The organism is Sinomicrobium sp., from assembly GCA_029266035.1.
GTDB lineage: Bacteria > Bacteroidota > Bacteroidia > Flavobacteriales > Flavobacteriaceae > Sinomicrobium.
In genome coordinates, this window is the sequence record JAJUFH010000001.1 from 219,992 (window position 1) to 237,046 (window position 17,055).

14 protein-coding genes are annotated in these 17,055 nt (G+C 40.0%); all 14 read right to left on the reverse strand.

The annotated features are described in order from the left end of the window. Window positions 1–4: 4 nt before the first annotated feature. The 14 genes from ACYZZR_RS00905 to ACYZZR_RS00970 all read right to left on the reverse strand — a co-directional run bounded on the left by ACYZZR_RS00905 (window position 5) and on the right by ACYZZR_RS00970 (window position 17,049). Window positions 5–1,606 carry a DUF6850 family outer membrane beta-barrel protein gene (locus ACYZZR_RS00905; RefSeq protein WP_461532103.1) on the reverse strand — a complete coding sequence of 534 codons (1,602 nt, stop codon included), beginning with the start codon at window positions 1,604–1,606 and terminating at the stop codon, window positions 5–7. Between the two features lie 6 nt (window positions 1,607–1,612). After that, window positions 1,613–2,959 (reverse strand): DUF4876 domain-containing protein, encoded by a 1,347-nt coding sequence (locus tag ACYZZR_RS00910; RefSeq protein ID WP_461532104.1) that lies wholly within the window; start codon window positions 2,957–2,959, stop codon window positions 1,613–1,615. Window positions 2,960–2,977: 18 nt separating this feature from the next. Next, window positions 2,978–5,638 (reverse strand): TonB-dependent receptor, encoded by a 2,661-nt coding sequence (locus ACYZZR_RS00915; protein ID WP_461532105.1) that lies wholly within the window; start codon window positions 5,636–5,638, stop codon window positions 2,978–2,980. A 127-nt stretch (window positions 5,639–5,765) separates the two neighbouring features. Next, on the reverse strand, window positions 5,766–6,257 hold the full coding sequence (locus ACYZZR_RS00920; RefSeq protein ID WP_461532106.1) for a hypothetical protein: 492 nt from the start codon (window positions 6,255–6,257) through the stop codon (window positions 5,766–5,768). Window positions 6,258–6,262: 5 nt separating this feature from the next. Then, complete coding sequence (locus ACYZZR_RS00925) at window positions 6,263–7,090, reverse strand: hypothetical protein (protein WP_461532107.1); 828 nt, start codon at window positions 7,088–7,090, stop codon at window positions 6,263–6,265. A gap of 5 nt (window positions 7,091–7,095) precedes the next feature. After that, complete coding sequence (locus tag ACYZZR_RS00930; RefSeq protein WP_461532108.1) at window positions 7,096–9,591, reverse strand: hypothetical protein; 2,496 nt, start codon at window positions 9,589–9,591, stop codon at window positions 7,096–7,098. Then, complete coding sequence (locus ACYZZR_RS00935; protein ID WP_461532109.1) at window positions 9,591–10,076, reverse strand: DUF4280 domain-containing protein; 486 nt, start codon at window positions 10,074–10,076, stop codon at window positions 9,591–9,593. Before ACYZZR_RS00935 ends, ACYZZR_RS00930 begins: the two co-directional genes overlap by 1 nt. Then, a complete protein-coding gene (locus tag ACYZZR_RS00940; protein ID WP_461532110.1) occupies window positions 10,073–10,816 on the reverse strand; it encodes a hypothetical protein in 744 nt (247 codons plus the stop codon). Before ACYZZR_RS00940 ends, ACYZZR_RS00935 begins: the two co-directional genes overlap by 4 nt. A 97-nt stretch (window positions 10,817–10,913) precedes the next feature. Continuing rightward, window positions 10,914–11,657: an SH3 domain-containing protein gene (locus ACYZZR_RS00945; RefSeq protein ID WP_461532111.1), complete on the reverse strand. Its 744-nt coding sequence runs from the start codon at window positions 11,655–11,657 to the stop codon at window positions 10,914–10,916. Then, complete coding sequence (locus tag ACYZZR_RS00950; RefSeq protein ID WP_461532112.1) at window positions 11,620–13,128, reverse strand: LysM peptidoglycan-binding domain-containing protein; 1,509 nt, start codon at window positions 13,126–13,128, stop codon at window positions 11,620–11,622. Before ACYZZR_RS00950 ends, ACYZZR_RS00945 begins: the two co-directional genes overlap by 38 nt. A 2-nt stretch (window positions 13,129–13,130) precedes the next feature. After that, window positions 13,131–14,945: a type VI secretion system Vgr family protein gene (locus ACYZZR_RS00955; protein WP_461532113.1), complete on the reverse strand. Its 1,815-nt coding sequence runs from the start codon at window positions 14,943–14,945 to the stop codon at window positions 13,131–13,133. Window positions 14,946–15,123: 178 nt separating this feature from the next. After that, the gene (gene tssD, locus ACYZZR_RS00960; protein WP_461532114.1) at window positions 15,124–15,519 is read right to left on the reverse strand and encodes a type VI secretion system tube protein TssD; all 396 of its coding nucleotides are present in this window, start codon (window positions 15,517–15,519) and stop codon (window positions 15,124–15,126) included. A gap of 466 nt (window positions 15,520–15,985) precedes the next feature. Beyond that, window positions 15,986–16,342 carry a hypothetical protein gene (locus ACYZZR_RS00965; protein WP_461532115.1) on the reverse strand — a complete coding sequence of 119 codons (357 nt, stop codon included), beginning with the start codon at window positions 16,340–16,342 and terminating at the stop codon, window positions 15,986–15,988. Beyond that, window positions 16,339–17,049: a HEAT repeat domain-containing protein gene (locus ACYZZR_RS00970; protein WP_461532116.1), complete on the reverse strand. Its 711-nt coding sequence runs from the start codon at window positions 17,047–17,049 to the stop codon at window positions 16,339–16,341. Before ACYZZR_RS00970 ends, ACYZZR_RS00965 begins: the two co-directional genes overlap by 4 nt. Window positions 17,050–17,055 lie beyond the last annotated feature (6 nt).

Below are 17,055 nucleotides of genomic sequence, written 5' to 3' on the forward strand. Positions count from 1 at the left end.
TTTTCTAATAATATAATGTCAATCCCATCATGCCGTAGTAGCGCACAGGATGTTCCTCTTGAAAATACTGCAATGATCCGAAAGGTTTCTTAAAACCTAAATCAAAATTAAATTGGGTATTTACCCTAGCCGATGTTTTAAAACGCAGTAGTGTTCCTATACTTATATCCAGTTCATTATTTGAAAACAGCTCGTAGTCTGGATAGACTACCTCATCATAAAATCCTCTTAAAGTATACCCTGCAAAATCATTTGCTCCTATATTGTTGAGATAATCTGTATTCCCCTGTGCAAATTCCGCATCGGTATTTAAACGAAAACGCGATTTGACAATTGGACTTACAAGCATGTTTTTACCAAGCTCAAAAGATCTCATGACATGCCCTCCTATTTCCATATTTGAATAGCGAGAGTATGTGGTAGATAAGGCGTCACGCTGGTTTAAGTCCCAGTAAGTCAAAAACACTCCTGCATCTAAACTGGCATTCAAACTCAATGGCTTAAGGTATCCTATATTTAAATTGATTTCATCACACTTAGCGACATATGTTTTTCCTCCTTTCGAATACCACATATTATTTGCCGACATCGCACTTCCAGAAAGTTTAAATTTAAGAAAACTCTCCCGAGCCAAATCGACAATTCCCAATACCGTGGCTGAAATCGTTTCTGGCGTATATCGGGCAAAGTAGTTTGACCTGTCTTTGTAATCCTTGACAGCTCCTCTCACATAGGTAATATTCTTGTCCTTTCGATAGGTGAAATCTGTGAGCAAGGTCCATCCTACCGCCTTATAAGCATGCCCTACATACCACGAAGTCCATTTGTTCCTTCGCATTGTGGAAGACGAGACTGTATTAGTAAGAGAGCCATAACCAGACATCCATCGAACGTAAATATCATAATTCCCCGGAATATTATGATTGTTATTAGAAAAATTTACTTCGTTGTCAATGTGGGAATACCCCATTTCTCCTCCGATTTTGACAAAGTGTCTATCGGCGAACTGATAGGAGACCCCAGAGGTAAAACCAAGTGAGTTAAAGGTAACTTTTGGACGAGGATCGTAATCTGTCCTGTACTTGTTAAACAAGCTGTAATCCACCTTAATCATCCATTCCCATCTTTTTGTCAAGGGTACTAAAACCCCACCGTCTAAACCGTAGTTTTGATTGTTCCATTTAGCCCCTTTGGAGACCAAGAAATAATGGGGATCGGGCATGAGACCTTTAACCGGAAGTTCATATGACAAATTCCATTTCAAATTATTGTAAAAACTCTTTTCAACAGCAAAGCTACCAAAAAACGTAAGTCCCTTTTTATTTTTGTACAGTCCGTTGGTCTTTATCCCAAATTGCTTGATGGTTTCCGGCTCACCTCCTTGTTTGTACAAACCATCTTCAAAAACAAAATAGAGTGATGAAGCGGTATAATTATTTATATGATAAAAAGAGTAATTTGCTGGTATTCCAGACAGATCTCTCGACAACAGATTAAAGAATAAACTGCTTTCCACATCGTGACTGTTATACGACAAACTATCCTTTACTTGAGCGTTTAGCTGTGTAACTCCTAATATCAGAGCTATATAAATATACCGCTTCATCAAAAATTATTCTATGATTACTTCAGGGTGTTCTAACACCTTAAAATCATTACTCGAGTTGTTGGTGTCCTGATAAAAAGTCTTGTCACCAACTTTCTTACTTACCTTTCTGATAACAGACTCAGAGGAATACGCTCCGAGAATATTGGCAATTTCTCCGGCATCGACAGTGTCTGGAAGACGTTTTGGCTTAGCTTTTGCCGGATCGTTACGCTGTAGTTCTACGCCATCTATTACAACATCAACCGGAATCTGAAGATAGGCACTAGTATTTTCATTAATATTTCCTATCAAAGTTTCTGGTGAAGGCAACGCATCCCATGAGGCTACAGTTTCAGTATCGGCCTTAAAAATCACAAAAGCATCGCGTCCATTAGTGTCAAGTATTAGATCTTTCCCTCCGTAAGACTTAAAAACAATCTCCATATTTACAGCGTTTGGATTGTCTATATCAGAATCCAGATAAGAACTACCTTGGGATTCCTGAAAAGGTCGGTAATAAGCTTCAAAGGGTGCTGTACTCAGGTCGATGGTACGTTCAGGCTCCTGTACTTCAAAAACCTTTTCCTCGCCCTCGTCATCGACAACAACTAGGGGTGCCTTATGATTAATGGCAGTGGCCGCAACGATAACGCTTTTTCCAGACTCCAACGGATATTCTTGTCCGCTTCCAGGAAAACGCAACACCTCATCTGAATACACATACGCTGTATTTGCATTTTCTACATCGCCCTGCCCTATAGCCTGACTCCAGTCTAATTGGCCATTGGGGAGCTGAAAAGGTTCAGTTTCACCAGACATGGAGGCTTCTCCGTAAATCTGTGCAAAACACAATCCATCCAGATAGATTGTTTCATTTGAATTATTATGAATCTCAAAAAATTGATCTCGGTAGAGTGCTCCCAACCTAACATCTGAACCGGCGTAATAAATCTGTTTTATCAATAGATCCCCTATCCTTCCTGTAGTCAGCACAAGTTCGGTAAAAGTTTCTGATTCCTGGTTAATTGCAACACCTTCCAAAGAAGCATTAAAACTGACATCTCCTTGGACTTCTTGCCCTGAAAATTCTAAATATTCTTCTTTAGATAAAATGAGAGACACGTTAATGTTATACACCCCTGGGATCACATCGAGAGCAACTTCTCCTTCACTATCTGATGTACCGCTATACTTCTTTCCATCTTCCCTGTTGGTCATAATCAGTTCGGCTCCAACAGGTTTAGAATTCCCATAACTTTCCTCGAATAAAACATGAAAGCTATGCGATATTGGCGCCACAAAATCTCCATCATCGTCCTTGCTACAAGCGATTGTGAAGACACACATACAAAGCATTAAAAATCTTTTCATTTTAATTTTGATTTACGATTAGAATTGATATTGAATGTTTGCCCCGAAACTAATCGGGCTATTTGTTCTCTTCTCCGACCCATTGATTACCACTATGGGCCTATAGTCTAAAAAGTTGGTGACGTACATAGACATACTGACACCATTGAGAAATTCTTTGGTAACTCTCGCGTGAAAATTGTGGTAGGTGGGAGTCCTGATATCCTTACTTGTATTGGGATTTCTCCATAAACTGCTATACCTGTTATCACTTCTCTCACTTACAGGGATGGCTATTCTTTCGAGATCCGGATTTATATAGGCTACAGGGTAGATTGCCTCGACACTCGCATAAGAGGTTGAAAAGGTAAATTGTTCAGCAGAGAGGGAGATGAGCAATCCCAATTCCGGAATGTGGTGGGTGATAGTTGCCCTCAAGTTCAATTTGTCCAATTTGACAGGTTTCCTAGCGTAAACTCCGTATAAATATTCCTCTTCAAGCGGGTCGTCACTGGGTTCTATCAACTCCGTTTCATTCGTACTCTTAGAATATACATAAGATCCCATAAGACTGAAAGATGTGTTTATTGCCTTGATTTTATCAGAATTAAAATACAACTCAACCCCTTTATCTATATAATCTAAGTTATTCGCACTCAAACTATAATCTAGTATAAAAGGGCTTTGACCTACAATGTTATATGAAGGAGGAGCGGGATCGTTAAAGATAAACTCAATTTCGGGAATGGCCACTTTTTCACGAAGCTCGTAAGAAGCTACACCGTCAAAAGTGTGATTGTAGTATGCTGTAAGCGCAAAATTACCAAAATCAGGATTAAAATTGGCGCCCAATTCGTACTTCCAGCTTTTAGAGGGAGATATATTCTGTTTCTCAATTTCTTTTTTGTAGGTCTGTACTAAATTGAAGGAATATCTCGAGGTTCTAAAATCCCTGATTAGCACGTCAAAATATTTATCCCCAGGAAATATTTGCGCCAGCGAAGGTGCTTTGGAAGCAAATCCCAATCCTCCGCGAATACTAAAATTGTTTAACAGCTCCACTCCCATATTGATTCTAGGTCCATAACTGGAAAAACCATTCTGGATATCGTATCTAAACCCTATATTTGAGTACAGTGCCCGGCCGTTTTCCCACCTCCAAGTCATATTGTCCTGAACATAGGCCCCAACCCCTATTCTGGGTTTTACATAACGACCATAATCGAGAGGTCTGATTCCCTCTCCTGTACTCAAAGAGCTTCCACCCGCTCTCAAGGTCACCTGAGTATGAGCATTTTCGGGATTATACGCTCTACCACGGCCTCGATTGTCACTAAAACTAAAGTTTAAACCTGCAGCTATATTATGTAGTACTAAATTGTCATTGCCTAAACTTTTATCCAATGAAATTTTCGAATTGAAATTTATGGGTTGGCCATAAGTTTCCTGTATCATAAGGTAGGCCACGGGGGTGTATTCCCCATTAGACAATCCGGTTTCCAAATTGACAGGCACCACTTTCCCTCCGTCGTTTATAAAAGACTGACGATAAGAATGTTGGTAAGCATAAGAAAACCCCACATTTATATTGAAATTGTCGATCCAGTTTGCTGCTGGTTTCCAATTAAATCGATTACTTATTTTTACCCCTCTGTCCTTTCTGAATTGTGCATCCCGACCACCGTCGTCATTATCCTTGTCGTAATTGGTATCGTCTAGGTTATTGTGAAGAGTTAGAGACAAAGTGTTTTTTATACTCTTTGATTTACTATAAGTAGACCAAATAGCCGATGCTGTAAGTCGGTTATAGTTGGTGAGGCTATTTCTCGGGTCAGAATTGGCATTTAAAAAATCAACAGATAAACTTAGGTCTCCCCAGCGATCGTTGAGGTGTACACCCTTGCCCACACTAACTGAAGTATTACCTTGGTTAATATTTGCATTAACTCTAAAAGGAGTAATCCCGGCTTTTCTGTCAATTTTGATGAGTCCCGAAGTAAGATTTCCGTACTCGGCATCCGGAATACCACTTATCACCTCTACTTTTTCGATGTTTTCGGCAGGAATAGTTCTCAAATCTATTCCGGTATTCACATTTTCAAATTCTGTAAAATTCGCACCGGAAATATAGGTCTGCATATTCTCGTCATTAGAAAGACGCGTACCATCTAACTCATAAGCAACGCCAAATGCATTAGTAGCATTGGGGAAGGCTGTTCTGAGGGACAGGGTATTAGCGCTGTTGAGTGAAGGAGAACCAATCCTTTGTCCAGGGAGTTGAGACAGCACATCGCTCAAGCTATAAGATTGTACTTGGTTTACTGCATAAGCGTCCAACACTATGGCAGAACCTATCTTAGCACGTTTGGGTATAGCGGTAACGGTGACCTCTTCCAGTCGTAAATTGTAATCTTTTAATCGAACGATAAGCTTATCACTATCGACAATTTGGTCGCTGGACACAACTTTCGATTCCTTCCCTAGTATTTTGAATTCCAACTCAAAGACATTGCTATTGAGTACTATCAAAAAATTACCAGAGTCATCACTTAACGACCATTCGTTTCCCAGTGTATTGACAATGACAACATTTTCAATAGGCTCGCCTGTATCATCGTCCAATATCGTTCCGCTAATGTTTTGACCAAAAACACCGCACAGGGTTCCAAAAAATATAATGAAGGAAACAAAAAGCTTCATATCCTTGTTTTGGCGAACAAAGATATAATCTAATTTTTATTTATTCTAAATAAATTTAATTTTTGTATATCTAATTACCGAAGAATTCTGGCTCTGTATAGCGTAGAATGACCTAAACTTGACACACTCAAAAAACAACCAGATTACTTTCATCTGAAAACTCACTAAAAACCATATAAGGAGAAAGGTTGGAAATACAGTTGACAAGGCTCAGGGCTATATTTCCATTTTCCGTTTTCCACTGAAACTTCGTTCCGAATTCATTTTCATATATCTTTTGTTTTTCCGAACCGATCTCGTCTATTCTTTTTATCACCGAATCAGCTTCCGCATTACTTTTAAGCAGAATCCTATAACCGACTACTGTTTCTTCCCTACAGTAAACCAGTGCTTTGTCTCCATCGACATAAGGATGTTCAAAATCTCCCTTATTTAAAGTGAAAAATGCAAAATATTCATTTCCATTTCTTTCAAAATCACGATTAATCAGGTCGTCCCAATTCTTACCTATTATACGTGCCAAGGTGTATATGTCGTTTGAACAGTGTACCAGTGAACTTGGAAACAAGGCACCTACGACCCCAAAACTAATGTATGAAAAAAAATCCCTTCGCTTCATAAATATCAAATAATGGTAAAACCGTGATTTTTTGAACGCATGTGTAATTTTATCTCCAGTTCAATATTACTTTGTTTTGTTTTATCCGGACTTTTAAATTGGAGGGGCTGTGTTCCATCTCGTTTTATCAATCGCACTAATTTCCCATTTCCTATAATCTCGAGTTTTAGTTCTTTTTCATCTAAAGACTCTACTTCCAAATTCTGATTAAACAACTTAGATATTCCATTCTTGAAACTTTGTTTTCTTTCTTCTGAAAAATAGAAGGCCTGCTCTTGGAGCTTCATCTTCTCCATAGATAACTCTAAAAATTTTGGAGCATCTTTAATCTCTAATACGGACAACACCTGTCTGTAATACGCAATAACTTCCTGAAACAGATCGTCTTCATCCATTTTAGTTAAATCTACCGAATTTTGCCAGCCATCTAAAACATAGGGAAGCTCTACTTCGATTTCAGTCATTATCTCAAAATACTTATGCTTCACCCCTTCACTTAGTCCGTCCCATGGAGATTCTATTCGGGGATGAAACTTATGCCTCGTATCTTTCCATTTACCAGGATCGGCTTCAGCACAAAAAAAGTCTATCATCATGACCTCTTCTTCTGTAATATTTTCCTGCCCTTGTCGTGGAAACATTTTCCCCACTACCTTATATTTACCACTTTCCAATAAGACATGGTTAACCAGATTATCTCCCGCATATCCTCCCACTCCCTCAGTTTCTTCTCCAAACCAATCAATCACAGGCACATCATTGACATAGATGCTTCCCGAACAATAAATGGTTGGATAAACTGAATACAAAGGTTTTTCAAAATTGTGCATCATTTTTACTATTTAGTGAAATATTTTTTCTCTAAAGGGACTGTATCTTCATCGATAACTTTCTCTTCTACCTTAAAATTACTCTTCCACCAACCAACCTCTCCTTCTATTTCCACCGAAAGCATTATTCCTGAAAACTTTAAAGTAGGTTGAATAAACAATCCTTCTTCATCTGAGTTTATAGTTAATTCTCCTCCAAAAAAACCATGTGCCCTTGCAGCAGCTCTAAAAGATACATCAATAGGCATAAATTTAGCTCCATTTGCTTTTCCCAATTCCGCACTTATCCCCAACTCTATCATTACTCCCATTCGTCCTCCAATAGTAGATTTTCCCTGCATATCAATCCCATTCCTCTCATCTATCCTCAATGCTTCTATCTCTATTTCCAACTCTCCGTAAAACGTTGCGGTAAATACTACAGAAGCTCCTAATTTATCCAAGCCTTGTCTAAATTTACTGATAATTTTCGCTGCGGCAGGATTTCCGGTAGTTCCATAAGAAACAGCGGTAATCGCCGCTCCTAAAATGTCTATAACCATCTCTGCTCCGATTAATGGCTTAAACCCAAGCCCTACTTCCCCTATGGTGTTGGCAGACTCCAATTGATCTCCAGATTCTAGAAACCATTTTCCAACAATCACAAACTTAGGATATCTAATGTCAAAACCAATCGGTATTGCAGTTGCTTTCGCCAAGCCTTGTGCAGAGTTAATAGCCCCTTGAAGTATGTTTACGGAGTTGGAGATTACTTCTGCCACTAATTGTATCCGATCTGCAAATTCATTGGTAAAACTCCTTTTAGAGCTTCCGTCATTCCATTCCGCAGAAAGCCCCAATCCTATTGATATAGGAACTTTCCCTCTTCTATTCATAAGCCATCTTTTGTATCCGGCTTTCCGAGACTTTTCCTGATGTTTAGCGAAAATATTTCCCGGAGGCATATTGGCAGCTTTATAATTGGATTGATTGATTATAAATTCTACTGCCAGCTCCCATTTTATATCGGGATACACTTTTATATCAATACTTCTGAAATATCTACAAGTAGACACATCCAACCTATGTTGCTGAGCGAGTGAATCACGTGCTGGCCAAATATACTTTAAAACCTCTCGTACATCTATATGCTCAATACTAATATCTGAAATACTGGTAGGTCTCTGCATCCCTCTTGGATACACATACTTCGGCTTCAATACCAGTTTATCCTCACTTTCTTTCGGCGACCACGTTCCTACAGCTTCATTATAAACAAAAATATTATTGTGGTGAGACGGATTTCCCTCACATTCTTCAGTATGAACATCTTCGAGTTGTACGATGATTTCCTGATCGTCCCCATTTCCTGCAATTACAGGAATTACTGGATTGATAAGATTGACAGACAGTACTCCTTGTTCCCTGTTTTCTTTTAGTATTTCTATCGGTTCTTGGTCTTTTACAACAACCTCCAAAGCCGAAAATCTACATTCGTCGTGATTTATGGGGGTAAGGGTTTCTTCATTGACGCTTACAATCTGCGGCGTTTGCCCCATTACAGGAATAATAAAATCCAAAAAAGTAGTCGTAACTTTAAGGGTAAACTCTCGTATCACCGGACTTCCCGGAGTAAAACCACCATCTGTGCGGTTCTCCAACACGTCTTTGGGGCTAAAAGTAAACCGGATGGTATAGTCTAACGTGGTCCCATTGGGATGCCCTGTAGCCTCTTGCCAGGCAGAGTCAACAAAAAGAGCTTCTTGCATCTGAAGATTGTATTCAAGAGCCGGATTGGCCGGATTGGCATACTTATCGAGCTCCAGGCGTTTTGCTCCATTATAGATACGCGTACCCTGGTAGAGAATGTCTACTTCGGCTGTATATCTACCCGGAATGATACGGTGGGTTTCTATATGGAGGTATACAGTATCTCCATACCTAATACCTTCCAGACTTTGCACATCTCCCCGTATAAAATTCTCATCGGAATCATAGGCACGGAATTCCCTTTTTTTGGCGAAAAAGGAAAGTACTTTCGGCTGATCTACTCCGATAATAAAAGCTCCCATCCCTCCCCAGTCCGGACTGTAATACAGACTTTCCAGCCATATACCCTGTCCTGCCTGCTCGGGGGTATAAGATAGGTATGACGGTTGGCTCCAGTTCGTTTGTCCGTTTTCAAGGGTTTCAAATGCTGTGATATAATTGCGCCCTATGTGTTTTACCGACTCCGGGCTATAGTCGGCCGCTCCTCCGTTAAGTTGATTAAAATATTCGTGCAAGGCCATTGGAGCGGGACCACTCTTCCATTCCAGCCAACTCTCTTCACCAAAATTGTCTACTCCCTGAGCTACAAAATACATCCGGTGTTTTTTGGACTGTAACGACCTGATACGTTCTACATCTAACTGAAATATTGCTTTTTGCCCTACCGGAACTTCAAAGATCACATAATTGTGGCGCGATGTTTCCGTGGCCTTACTTCCAGAAGAAGCACCTGACAAGGATATCCATTTACTCATTATTCCGCACTTATTAGATGTTCAACTTTATCTTGTTGGGGTGCTGAAAGGCTGGCAAAAGGATTGAGCATGGCATGGGTTTCTTCGTCGGCTTGTTCTTTTTGCTTCGAAGTGGGTGAGGCTGTTTGTCCGTGGAAACTTATTGTAATACAAGGTGCCCCTGCAATAGGACAGGTTGCTTTGCTCTCTTCTGTCAGCACCTTACCACCATTGCTCAGGGCGACCTTTTCGTAAAAATCCTGCCATTGGGTGAGCTGTACCTGACAGGGTTTGTATCCACCGGGAGTAGGTTGCAGTTTACATTGTCCAAAGGTCTTTTTTTCAAAAGGCTGCCCCACATCCAAGTGAGTAGCGATCATCTTATCGCTACCGTCGCTTTCATTGACATATTCCTTGTGTTTACTCACTATTTTGAGGGTGTCGGGAAAATCGCCGTACTTACATTCACATAATGCTCCCTGACATACTATTTTTCCACTGCTCATAACTGTGTTATTTTAAACGAAATCTCTCTTTGTTTGCCTGTGACGAGCTGACAAATGCCTTGCATTTTTTTTAATGTAAACCCATCTTCTTCCCAGATATACGACATATTCAAATCAGCTTCTTTTACCTTGGTGCGGTAACGAACCTGCTCAGAGGCATAGGTTCCGGTGTAATTCAACCGGAAATACCCCGTATGCTGACGCTCTACTCGATGTCTACATCTAAAAGGCACAGGTCTTTCTGTAGGCACCAATGGCAATCTGACTATGTGTTCTTCCTTATCTCCGATAGCTTGCTGCATAAAAAACAGATAGTAAAACATATCTCTTCTTATCGCCTGCCTGAATGTTTCTGCCGAAGCAAGGTTGTCGGACATTTGGTTCAGGTAAGCCTCTGCCTCTTGTCCGCTATACTCCCTGCGCAATAGCGGCAACGCTTTTACCCAACGCTCCTTTATCTCCTCAAAATTGTTCACTCCCAGTAAAACCCCCGAGCGGCTTAGCTGGAAAACAAAGGGGTATAACAGTCTGGAACACTTTTCTGCAAAGACATCCATAAGCCGATAAACCAGCTTGCCATTTACCGCAAACCCCTTGCGACTCAATGCACACAGGAGCTGTCCTTCACCATCATCGGTATAGATAACTTCTGTGATATACTGTATGGTCTTTAGCTCTTCTTCTGGTTTGTCTTTGCGCTTATATATAAATTTTACACCGTAAATCAGCTTTCTTTCCATATTCAGATATCAATGCTGAAATGATATTGTCATCGATTTTTGTGTTTTCTGTTATCCTGACACTTTTCTCTCGTTAGTTTCCAGATTAAATGTCTTATCACTTAATCAATCTACTTTTATGAATATAGCCTTTTATCCCTTCATATTCAACTTCCCACCAATTTCCGGAGTCATTGAGAACATTTACCCTTTCTTTATTTTTTACTTTCAAAACCACCTGAAAATCAACTCCTTTTCCTGCTCTAAGATTAGTATAACCATCAGGATCCTCAACATAATATACAACAGTATTCAATATCTCATTCGTTATTTCTCTCTGACACGAATCGATTTCTTTATCACTAATAATCCTCCGAAACATCTCTTTAATCTCTTCATTTGAAATGACTTCATTCTCGCTATAAAATGTAACTGCATCGACACAAACCTTTTTCAAGTTGGATGCTTTTTCTTCACACAGGTATCGAATAAGCCTTTGAGGATCTGCCTTAAAAACAGCAAATACAACATCGATATACACCTCTGCATCTGCGCCATCCACCACAGAATACAAAGAATCCAACAGCTTTAAATTATTTATGTTATCTCTATTAACTTCAGACTGTACATTAGTCAAAAGGCGAGACAAGTATAAATCGTCATTTTCGATACATTTTTTTACATCCTCAAAATGCTTTAGTGCAAATTCGACATCATTCAGTCCTTTATCACAAGTAAATTTTTCTTCTACACATCCTCTACTCTTATTTTGTAATTTCCTTTCAGAATCATTGTCCGAAGCGTTCTTTTTACATGAAGAAACACTAATCAGCAAGCATATCAGTATAGTAATTACTTTCATTTCGGTAATATTTCTGATTAACAATTCCTTTTCTAAGAATTTCTTGGTCATCTTCATTCTCCTTTAATTTTTCAAAATCTAATGGGATATAATACTTTTCGGAAGTACTATCATATTTTAAATCATTCTTAATGTATATAAAATAATCTTTAACATTCCCCGAATTTAATTCTTCAATCTTTTCCTTCAATATTTCAATTGCATCATCAAAAACTCTTAGACATCCACCTGTATTCCACAAATAAGGATTATCCTCACCCTCTTGTCTTCCCCCATGAATTTGTATTTCTTCCCTACCAGCCGCTTTTGCTTCTCCAGATTCATAAGTCATATCTAATCTGGCATTTTCCCCGTATATAGTTGAACTTCCGTCAGTCCTCCATTGTTCAAATTTATAAGTTCCTGTTGGAGTATCTCCCATTTTTTGAGTTCTCGATCCACCTATTTTACTTGAATATCCCTGTGCTCTAACTACAGTTCTCCAATACTCCTCTTCATTGCCATTTAACAAAACTAAAATTCCATACCCCATATCAGATCTATTATCGTATAGATGAACTTCTATGGACCATCCCTCTATAACTCCTCCCACTTCAAACCACTCCCCTTCCTCATTCAAAAACACATTACTTCTATCTCTCCCGCAATACACCACCTCTCCTTCTTCTGCCTGAGCTTCCACTTCTATGGAAAGAAGACTCTTTACAGTATCTCCGTAAATAGGCTCCATCCCTACCGGACTCACTGCTCCTACAGCTTCTCGAGAGACTGTTCTTTGGTTTAACGTATCTGTATATCCCAGCAATTCCTTTTCTCCTAACTTCTCTCGCCAGCTATCCAGAGTTTCGTCTTTCTCCGGACGTAATTTTATCTCAGCGCAGTAATACCTCCCTTTTAACGATTCTTCTTCAGGTTCACAGAGGGTAATAGTACTTACTTCTTTATCGTCCTGAAGCACCGGAAGCGCTTCTCCGTCAGTCAGCAAAGATTCCTTTTCTTTAAGAGCCACCTGTACACTGTTCACCTTACCGAAATGCTCTACTACTACATAGACTTCATCGCCCACATTGGCACTTGTTATAGCTTCAAAGCTCACTGTGCCTTCTTCTTCTCCCGAAGGCACCTCCAACTCCTGTCCAACCTTGATAGCGTTGGCATTTTCAATATTATTTTTCGCTTTGATAGCCTCTACAGTGGTATCGTGTGCACTGGCTATACCGGAAAGGGTATCGCCGGAAACTACGGTATATTTTATAGTACCACTTTCCTCTTTCTTCTTCGCAAAAAAGGCATTGTTTATAAACACATCTCCGGGGGGAGCTTCTTCCGGTGTTCCGAAACACACCCCTTCATCCGCGGTTTCATTAATTACAGTAGAAGCCGCCTGATTGATTACATCGGCATACTGACTGATATCTCCACGGGCAACACGGGTAAAGTTTTTCAGTGCTACTTTAGTGATCACGCCCATAACTAAAACAGATTTCCTTTTTCTCCGCTGTTGTTGTTTATCTTCGATTTCGCATGGTTGTTCAATGCGCCCTCGTTACTCATAGAGGTTATTTCCGATCTCCCTACGTTGTTAATAGTATCGGCCTGGGCTCGAAAATCTCCATCTGAAATTTCCGTTATGTTGGCTGCTTGCAGTCTGTAGTCGGCTATGGCTACTTCTTTGATGTTTTTTCCGGCGGTAATACTTATATCTTCTCCGGAAGTAGTGATTAGAGAACCTCCGGCGGAAAGTGTCATATGCTCTCCAGCCCTTATCGTCACATTTTTCGGAGCAGCAACATCTATATTCCCCTGTCCATCCATAAACCAGGTGTTTCCCGAAGGGTCCTCGATAAATACACTGCCTTCGGCATCGTTCATTTTTATCTTGGTTCCACTCCTACTGTGTATCACCTTGAGGTCGTTGTTGGGTGTAGCGTATCCATTCAACTGATTGCCGTTGTACATCGTTCCGACCACATAGGGCTTCTCTGCATTTCCTCCTTCAAAGCCGACCAATACTTCCTCGTCTTTCTCCGGGATAAAATAAAACCCTTTGTTTCCTCCTCCATACGGTTGTATCATTCGAACCCACGGACTTTCGTAATCCCAATAAAACCGCACCTTTACGCGTCCCATCCCTTTGGGGTCGTTGTTGTCGACCACCACTGCGGGTTGTGTTTCGGCTATAGGAGGCTTGAGTACGTCGGTATACGGCGGAGCTTCTACCGTATCCGGAATGCCTTCAAATTCATTGCTGTAATTCCCTGTTTCGTCACAAACATGAGTGAGCTGTGTAAGGTAGTAACGTCCAAAAGTAGATTCTTTTACCCCATCGGCAAGATCTCCGGTTATAGAAAACCGAGGTTCGGTAATACTTACAATATCTCCCAAACGAAGTCCGGGCTCGGTAGACATCCCTCTAGCGCTGACCATACCCGATACCCTGCCCTGTAACTGGGTCTTTACACGATCGTGAAGATGACCGGACGCATTTCCTGAACTGATGGGATGAGTGTAGTGCATCGATGCTCCCCTATCGGGAAAGACGCGCTTTGAGGTCTCTAACATCGCCTGGGTAAGTCCCTGACTTTCTAATCCTACCTCTGTTGCGCTCAGTTTTTGTACTGTACTTCCCTCCGGATCGTAGCCCGAAAAAGAAAAACCAAGAGGCTGAATATTCATATGTCGCTTAAACTGCGATACATTGAGCCCGTACACCAGTGAAAAGGTCTCCGATTGCGGGCGACCAAACACCAGCTCACTTCCGTTGTAATAATACCACTGTCCTTTCTTTTGCGCCAAGCGCCGCAAAAAACCGAAATCGCTTTCCCGATACTGCACAATATAGTCTAATGCAGTATCTCGATCTATGTTCAATTGAAGTTTTAAGTAATCTTTTTGACTGCCCAGGGTATCCGACACCACTTCCGACAGTTCTTTGCCCATCCACGAACGGGTATTGGGAACACTGTCTAAGCCTATGGTAGGACTACATCCGGAAATAATCATCTCTCCGGCAGCTCCACGGCTGCGATCGACATCTACTGCGGTGATAAGTCCTCTAAAACTAAGTGTACCCGAGTTGTTTGCAATACGAGGAGATATAGTGATATGAACCTCCTGCCCCACATATCCCTGCGCCTTATCTAAGGCACTATATATAAAATCTTTAGGCAAGGGTTGTGTTATCGAAAAAGTGTGATGTGCACATAGCGATTGCCTGATTGCTATCTTAGAAAATTTTCTGAGTCGATCGCCGTTGATCACTATACTGATATCCGTTTGTATGGCCATTGTACAATATTTTTATAATCCCTTTTTATTCTCTATTTGACTGCCTCTATAATATTGACATTTTCACCATCTATCAGATGTTATCCACTGGCAGGTTTTCTTATTGCTCTATAACAAAAACAACTATTCTCTTAGGTATAAATATCAGATTATCTGCCGTTCCCGGCATAACGTAACTCTACAACGCCATCGGCCAGTTCTTACCAAAGCGAGAACCGTTGATATCTATTTCCTGAGCTACAATGGTAATCTCTGCACGCATAGGCAGGGAATCGTCGGCATCAAAGGCCTCTTCATAAGAAACACAATAGGCCTTTTTGAACTTTAATCCCCGCATTTTTGACATTCCGTCACGGCGGTAAAAAACAAATTCCCCATCGCGTATCTGACTGGGGTTGCGCATCCAGTCGAACAAGGAGGTACTTTTGGTCAGTTCGACCAATACTCGGATACGGCCACCTCGTGGATCGGCAGCCGGACGATCGCTGTGATCGGTGTCTTGTAACATAGACATACGGTAGCGCAACACCACCATCTCTTCGTTGTCTATTGTCAATTTAGAAAGAAAACTCATAGAACTTTGTTATTAATTAAACCATATTATCTCATACAGCCTTTAAACAAGTAAGCATCTGTAAGAAAAACGAAGCACATAAGACGTAGAGTATTTATTTACAGCCTACAATATATGAAATCATCCTTTTTTTACAAAATAAAATTAAAAATAATTTATTATTAACTTACTTTTAATTGAAGAATTTTTCTACAAATGTAAATTTATTATAACTCAATATGGATTATGAGTTCGATTCAAAACACCAGTTATTAATCTATAGTTCCTATATTATATAGCACTTCTAAAATTGGTGTACTTAGTTGAAAAAATGGACCACACCATTACAAAATTGAAGATTGACAATCCAACAATTATCAATTAAACTTGAAGACCGAGTCAAGCTAGATTTGACCACCATTCCTTCTGAGGGTCCTCCAGAAGTGGAGAACTACTAGGCAGAGTTTAATGAACAGCCTCTGTCATGTTATAAAACATCGTTGAGCGTCTCCGTTTTAACATCCACTTCACAGAACCCCTTATTTGTCGCAGGTATATCCTGTCCTGCATAGAAGGCTTTGATCAATGCTATACATTCATCGTAATCTGCATACTTTTGGTGGTTGATAAAATCTGGAGGACTGGGAATATCCACTAGCCATTTGTCCTGTTCAACAAATATGAACTGGATACTTTTTTCTTTGGGATCGACCACGCCAAAAAAATTATCTTCTTCGTCTGTAAGTCCATAAAAGACATCTAACGCAAACTCAAGGTCAGCTTCCCTCGGTGTATCCGAAGCTATTCCTTCATCAGAATAATAATCCCAGTAATAAATTTTCATTTTAAATCCAATGCTTTAATAATTTTTTTCTTGGCCTCAGTAGGATCACCCGTAATAGTTCCTTCATTTATCCGTTCCTGTAATCCGAACTTGCGATTCAACAGATCCTGGATAACCACAATAATCATTTTCAAAGGTTTTTCTTTCTCTTCTTTAACAAGAGCCCTGTAGAGATAAGGAAGGATATCTTCGGTCGTAGCTTGTTCCCTATACCATAACTGCCTCATAGCTGTAGCGGCATACCCTCTAAGTTCATCGTCAGGTTCACTTTCTAATCTTTCGTTTAAAAGCGCAAGATCACTTTTCCCACCTAACCAGCCTATTACTATATTACAACGATACCGAATATCTTTTATATCCGAATTTATATCAGCCTTTGCATAAGGCAATATTTTTGAAGCTCCTAGAGTTCCCAAAATCTGCATTACATCGGCTTTCATTTTCATATCATCTTCATTCAGATACCTATTCAACAAAAAATCTTCAACATCTTCCAACGGCCTATCCATAAATGTACCCCTCAAATCATTATTCAACTTCAGATTGTCTGCTTTTTTCATGAGATTATAATGAAACTGCAACATTTCTCCTTGATTTGAGCTCAATAATTTTTCTTCAAAATCATAATATGCTTCTATTTGACCAGCTCTGTCCAGAGAAAGCAAATTATTATATTCTTCTGTTAATTCTGACCAATCGATTTTCATTTAATC

What these genes read in the sequence shown, in the direction of transcription:
- ACYZZR_RS00905 (WP_461532103.1), bottom strand. Translation starts at nt 1,606, where the DNA reads ATGAAGCGGTATATTTATATAGCTCTGATATTAGGAGTTACACAGCTA.
- ACYZZR_RS00910 (WP_461532104.1), bottom strand. Translation starts at nt 2,959, where the DNA reads ATGAAAAGATTTTTAATGCTTTGTATGTGTGTCTTCACAATCGCTTGT.
- ACYZZR_RS00915 (WP_461532105.1), bottom strand. Translation starts at nt 5,638, where the DNA reads ATGAAGCTTTTTGTTTCCTTCATTATATTTTTTGGAACCCTGTGCGGT.
- ACYZZR_RS00920 (WP_461532106.1), bottom strand. Translation starts at nt 6,257, where the DNA reads ATGAAGCGAAGGGATTTTTTTTCATACATTAGTTTTGGGGTCGTAGGT.
- ACYZZR_RS00925 (WP_461532107.1), bottom strand. Translation starts at nt 7,090, where the DNA reads ATGATGCACAATTTTGAAAAACCTTTGTATTCAGTTTATCCAACCATT.
- ACYZZR_RS00930 (WP_461532108.1), bottom strand. Translation starts at nt 9,591, where the DNA reads ATGAGTAAATGGATATCCTTGTCAGGTGCTTCTTCTGGAAGTAAGGCC.
- ACYZZR_RS00935 (WP_461532109.1), bottom strand. Translation starts at nt 10,076, where the DNA reads ATGAGCAGTGGAAAAATAGTATGTCAGGGAGCATTATGTGAATGTAAG.
- ACYZZR_RS00940 (WP_461532110.1), bottom strand. Translation starts at nt 10,816, where the DNA reads ATGGAAAGAAAGCTGATTTACGGTGTAAAATTTATATATAAGCGCAAA.
- ACYZZR_RS00945 (WP_461532111.1), bottom strand. Translation starts at nt 11,657, where the DNA reads ATGAAAGTAATTACTATACTGATATGCTTGCTGATTAGTGTTTCTTCA.
- ACYZZR_RS00950 (WP_461532112.1), bottom strand. Translation starts at nt 13,128, where the DNA reads ATGGGCGTGATCACTAAAGTAGCACTGAAAAACTTTACCCGTGTTGCC.
- ACYZZR_RS00955 (WP_461532113.1), bottom strand. Translation starts at nt 14,945, where the DNA reads ATGGCCATACAAACGGATATCAGTATAGTGATCAACGGCGATCGACTC.
- tssD (WP_461532114.1), bottom strand. Translation starts at nt 15,519, where the DNA reads ATGAGTTTTCTTTCTAAATTGACAATAGACAACGAAGAGATGGTGGTG.
- ACYZZR_RS00965 (WP_461532115.1), bottom strand. Translation starts at nt 16,342, where the DNA reads ATGAAAATTTATTACTGGGATTATTATTCTGATGAAGGAATAGCTTCG.
- ACYZZR_RS00970 (WP_461532116.1), bottom strand. Translation starts at nt 17,049, where the DNA reads ATGAAAATCGATTGGTCAGAATTAACAGAAGAATATAATAATTTGCTT.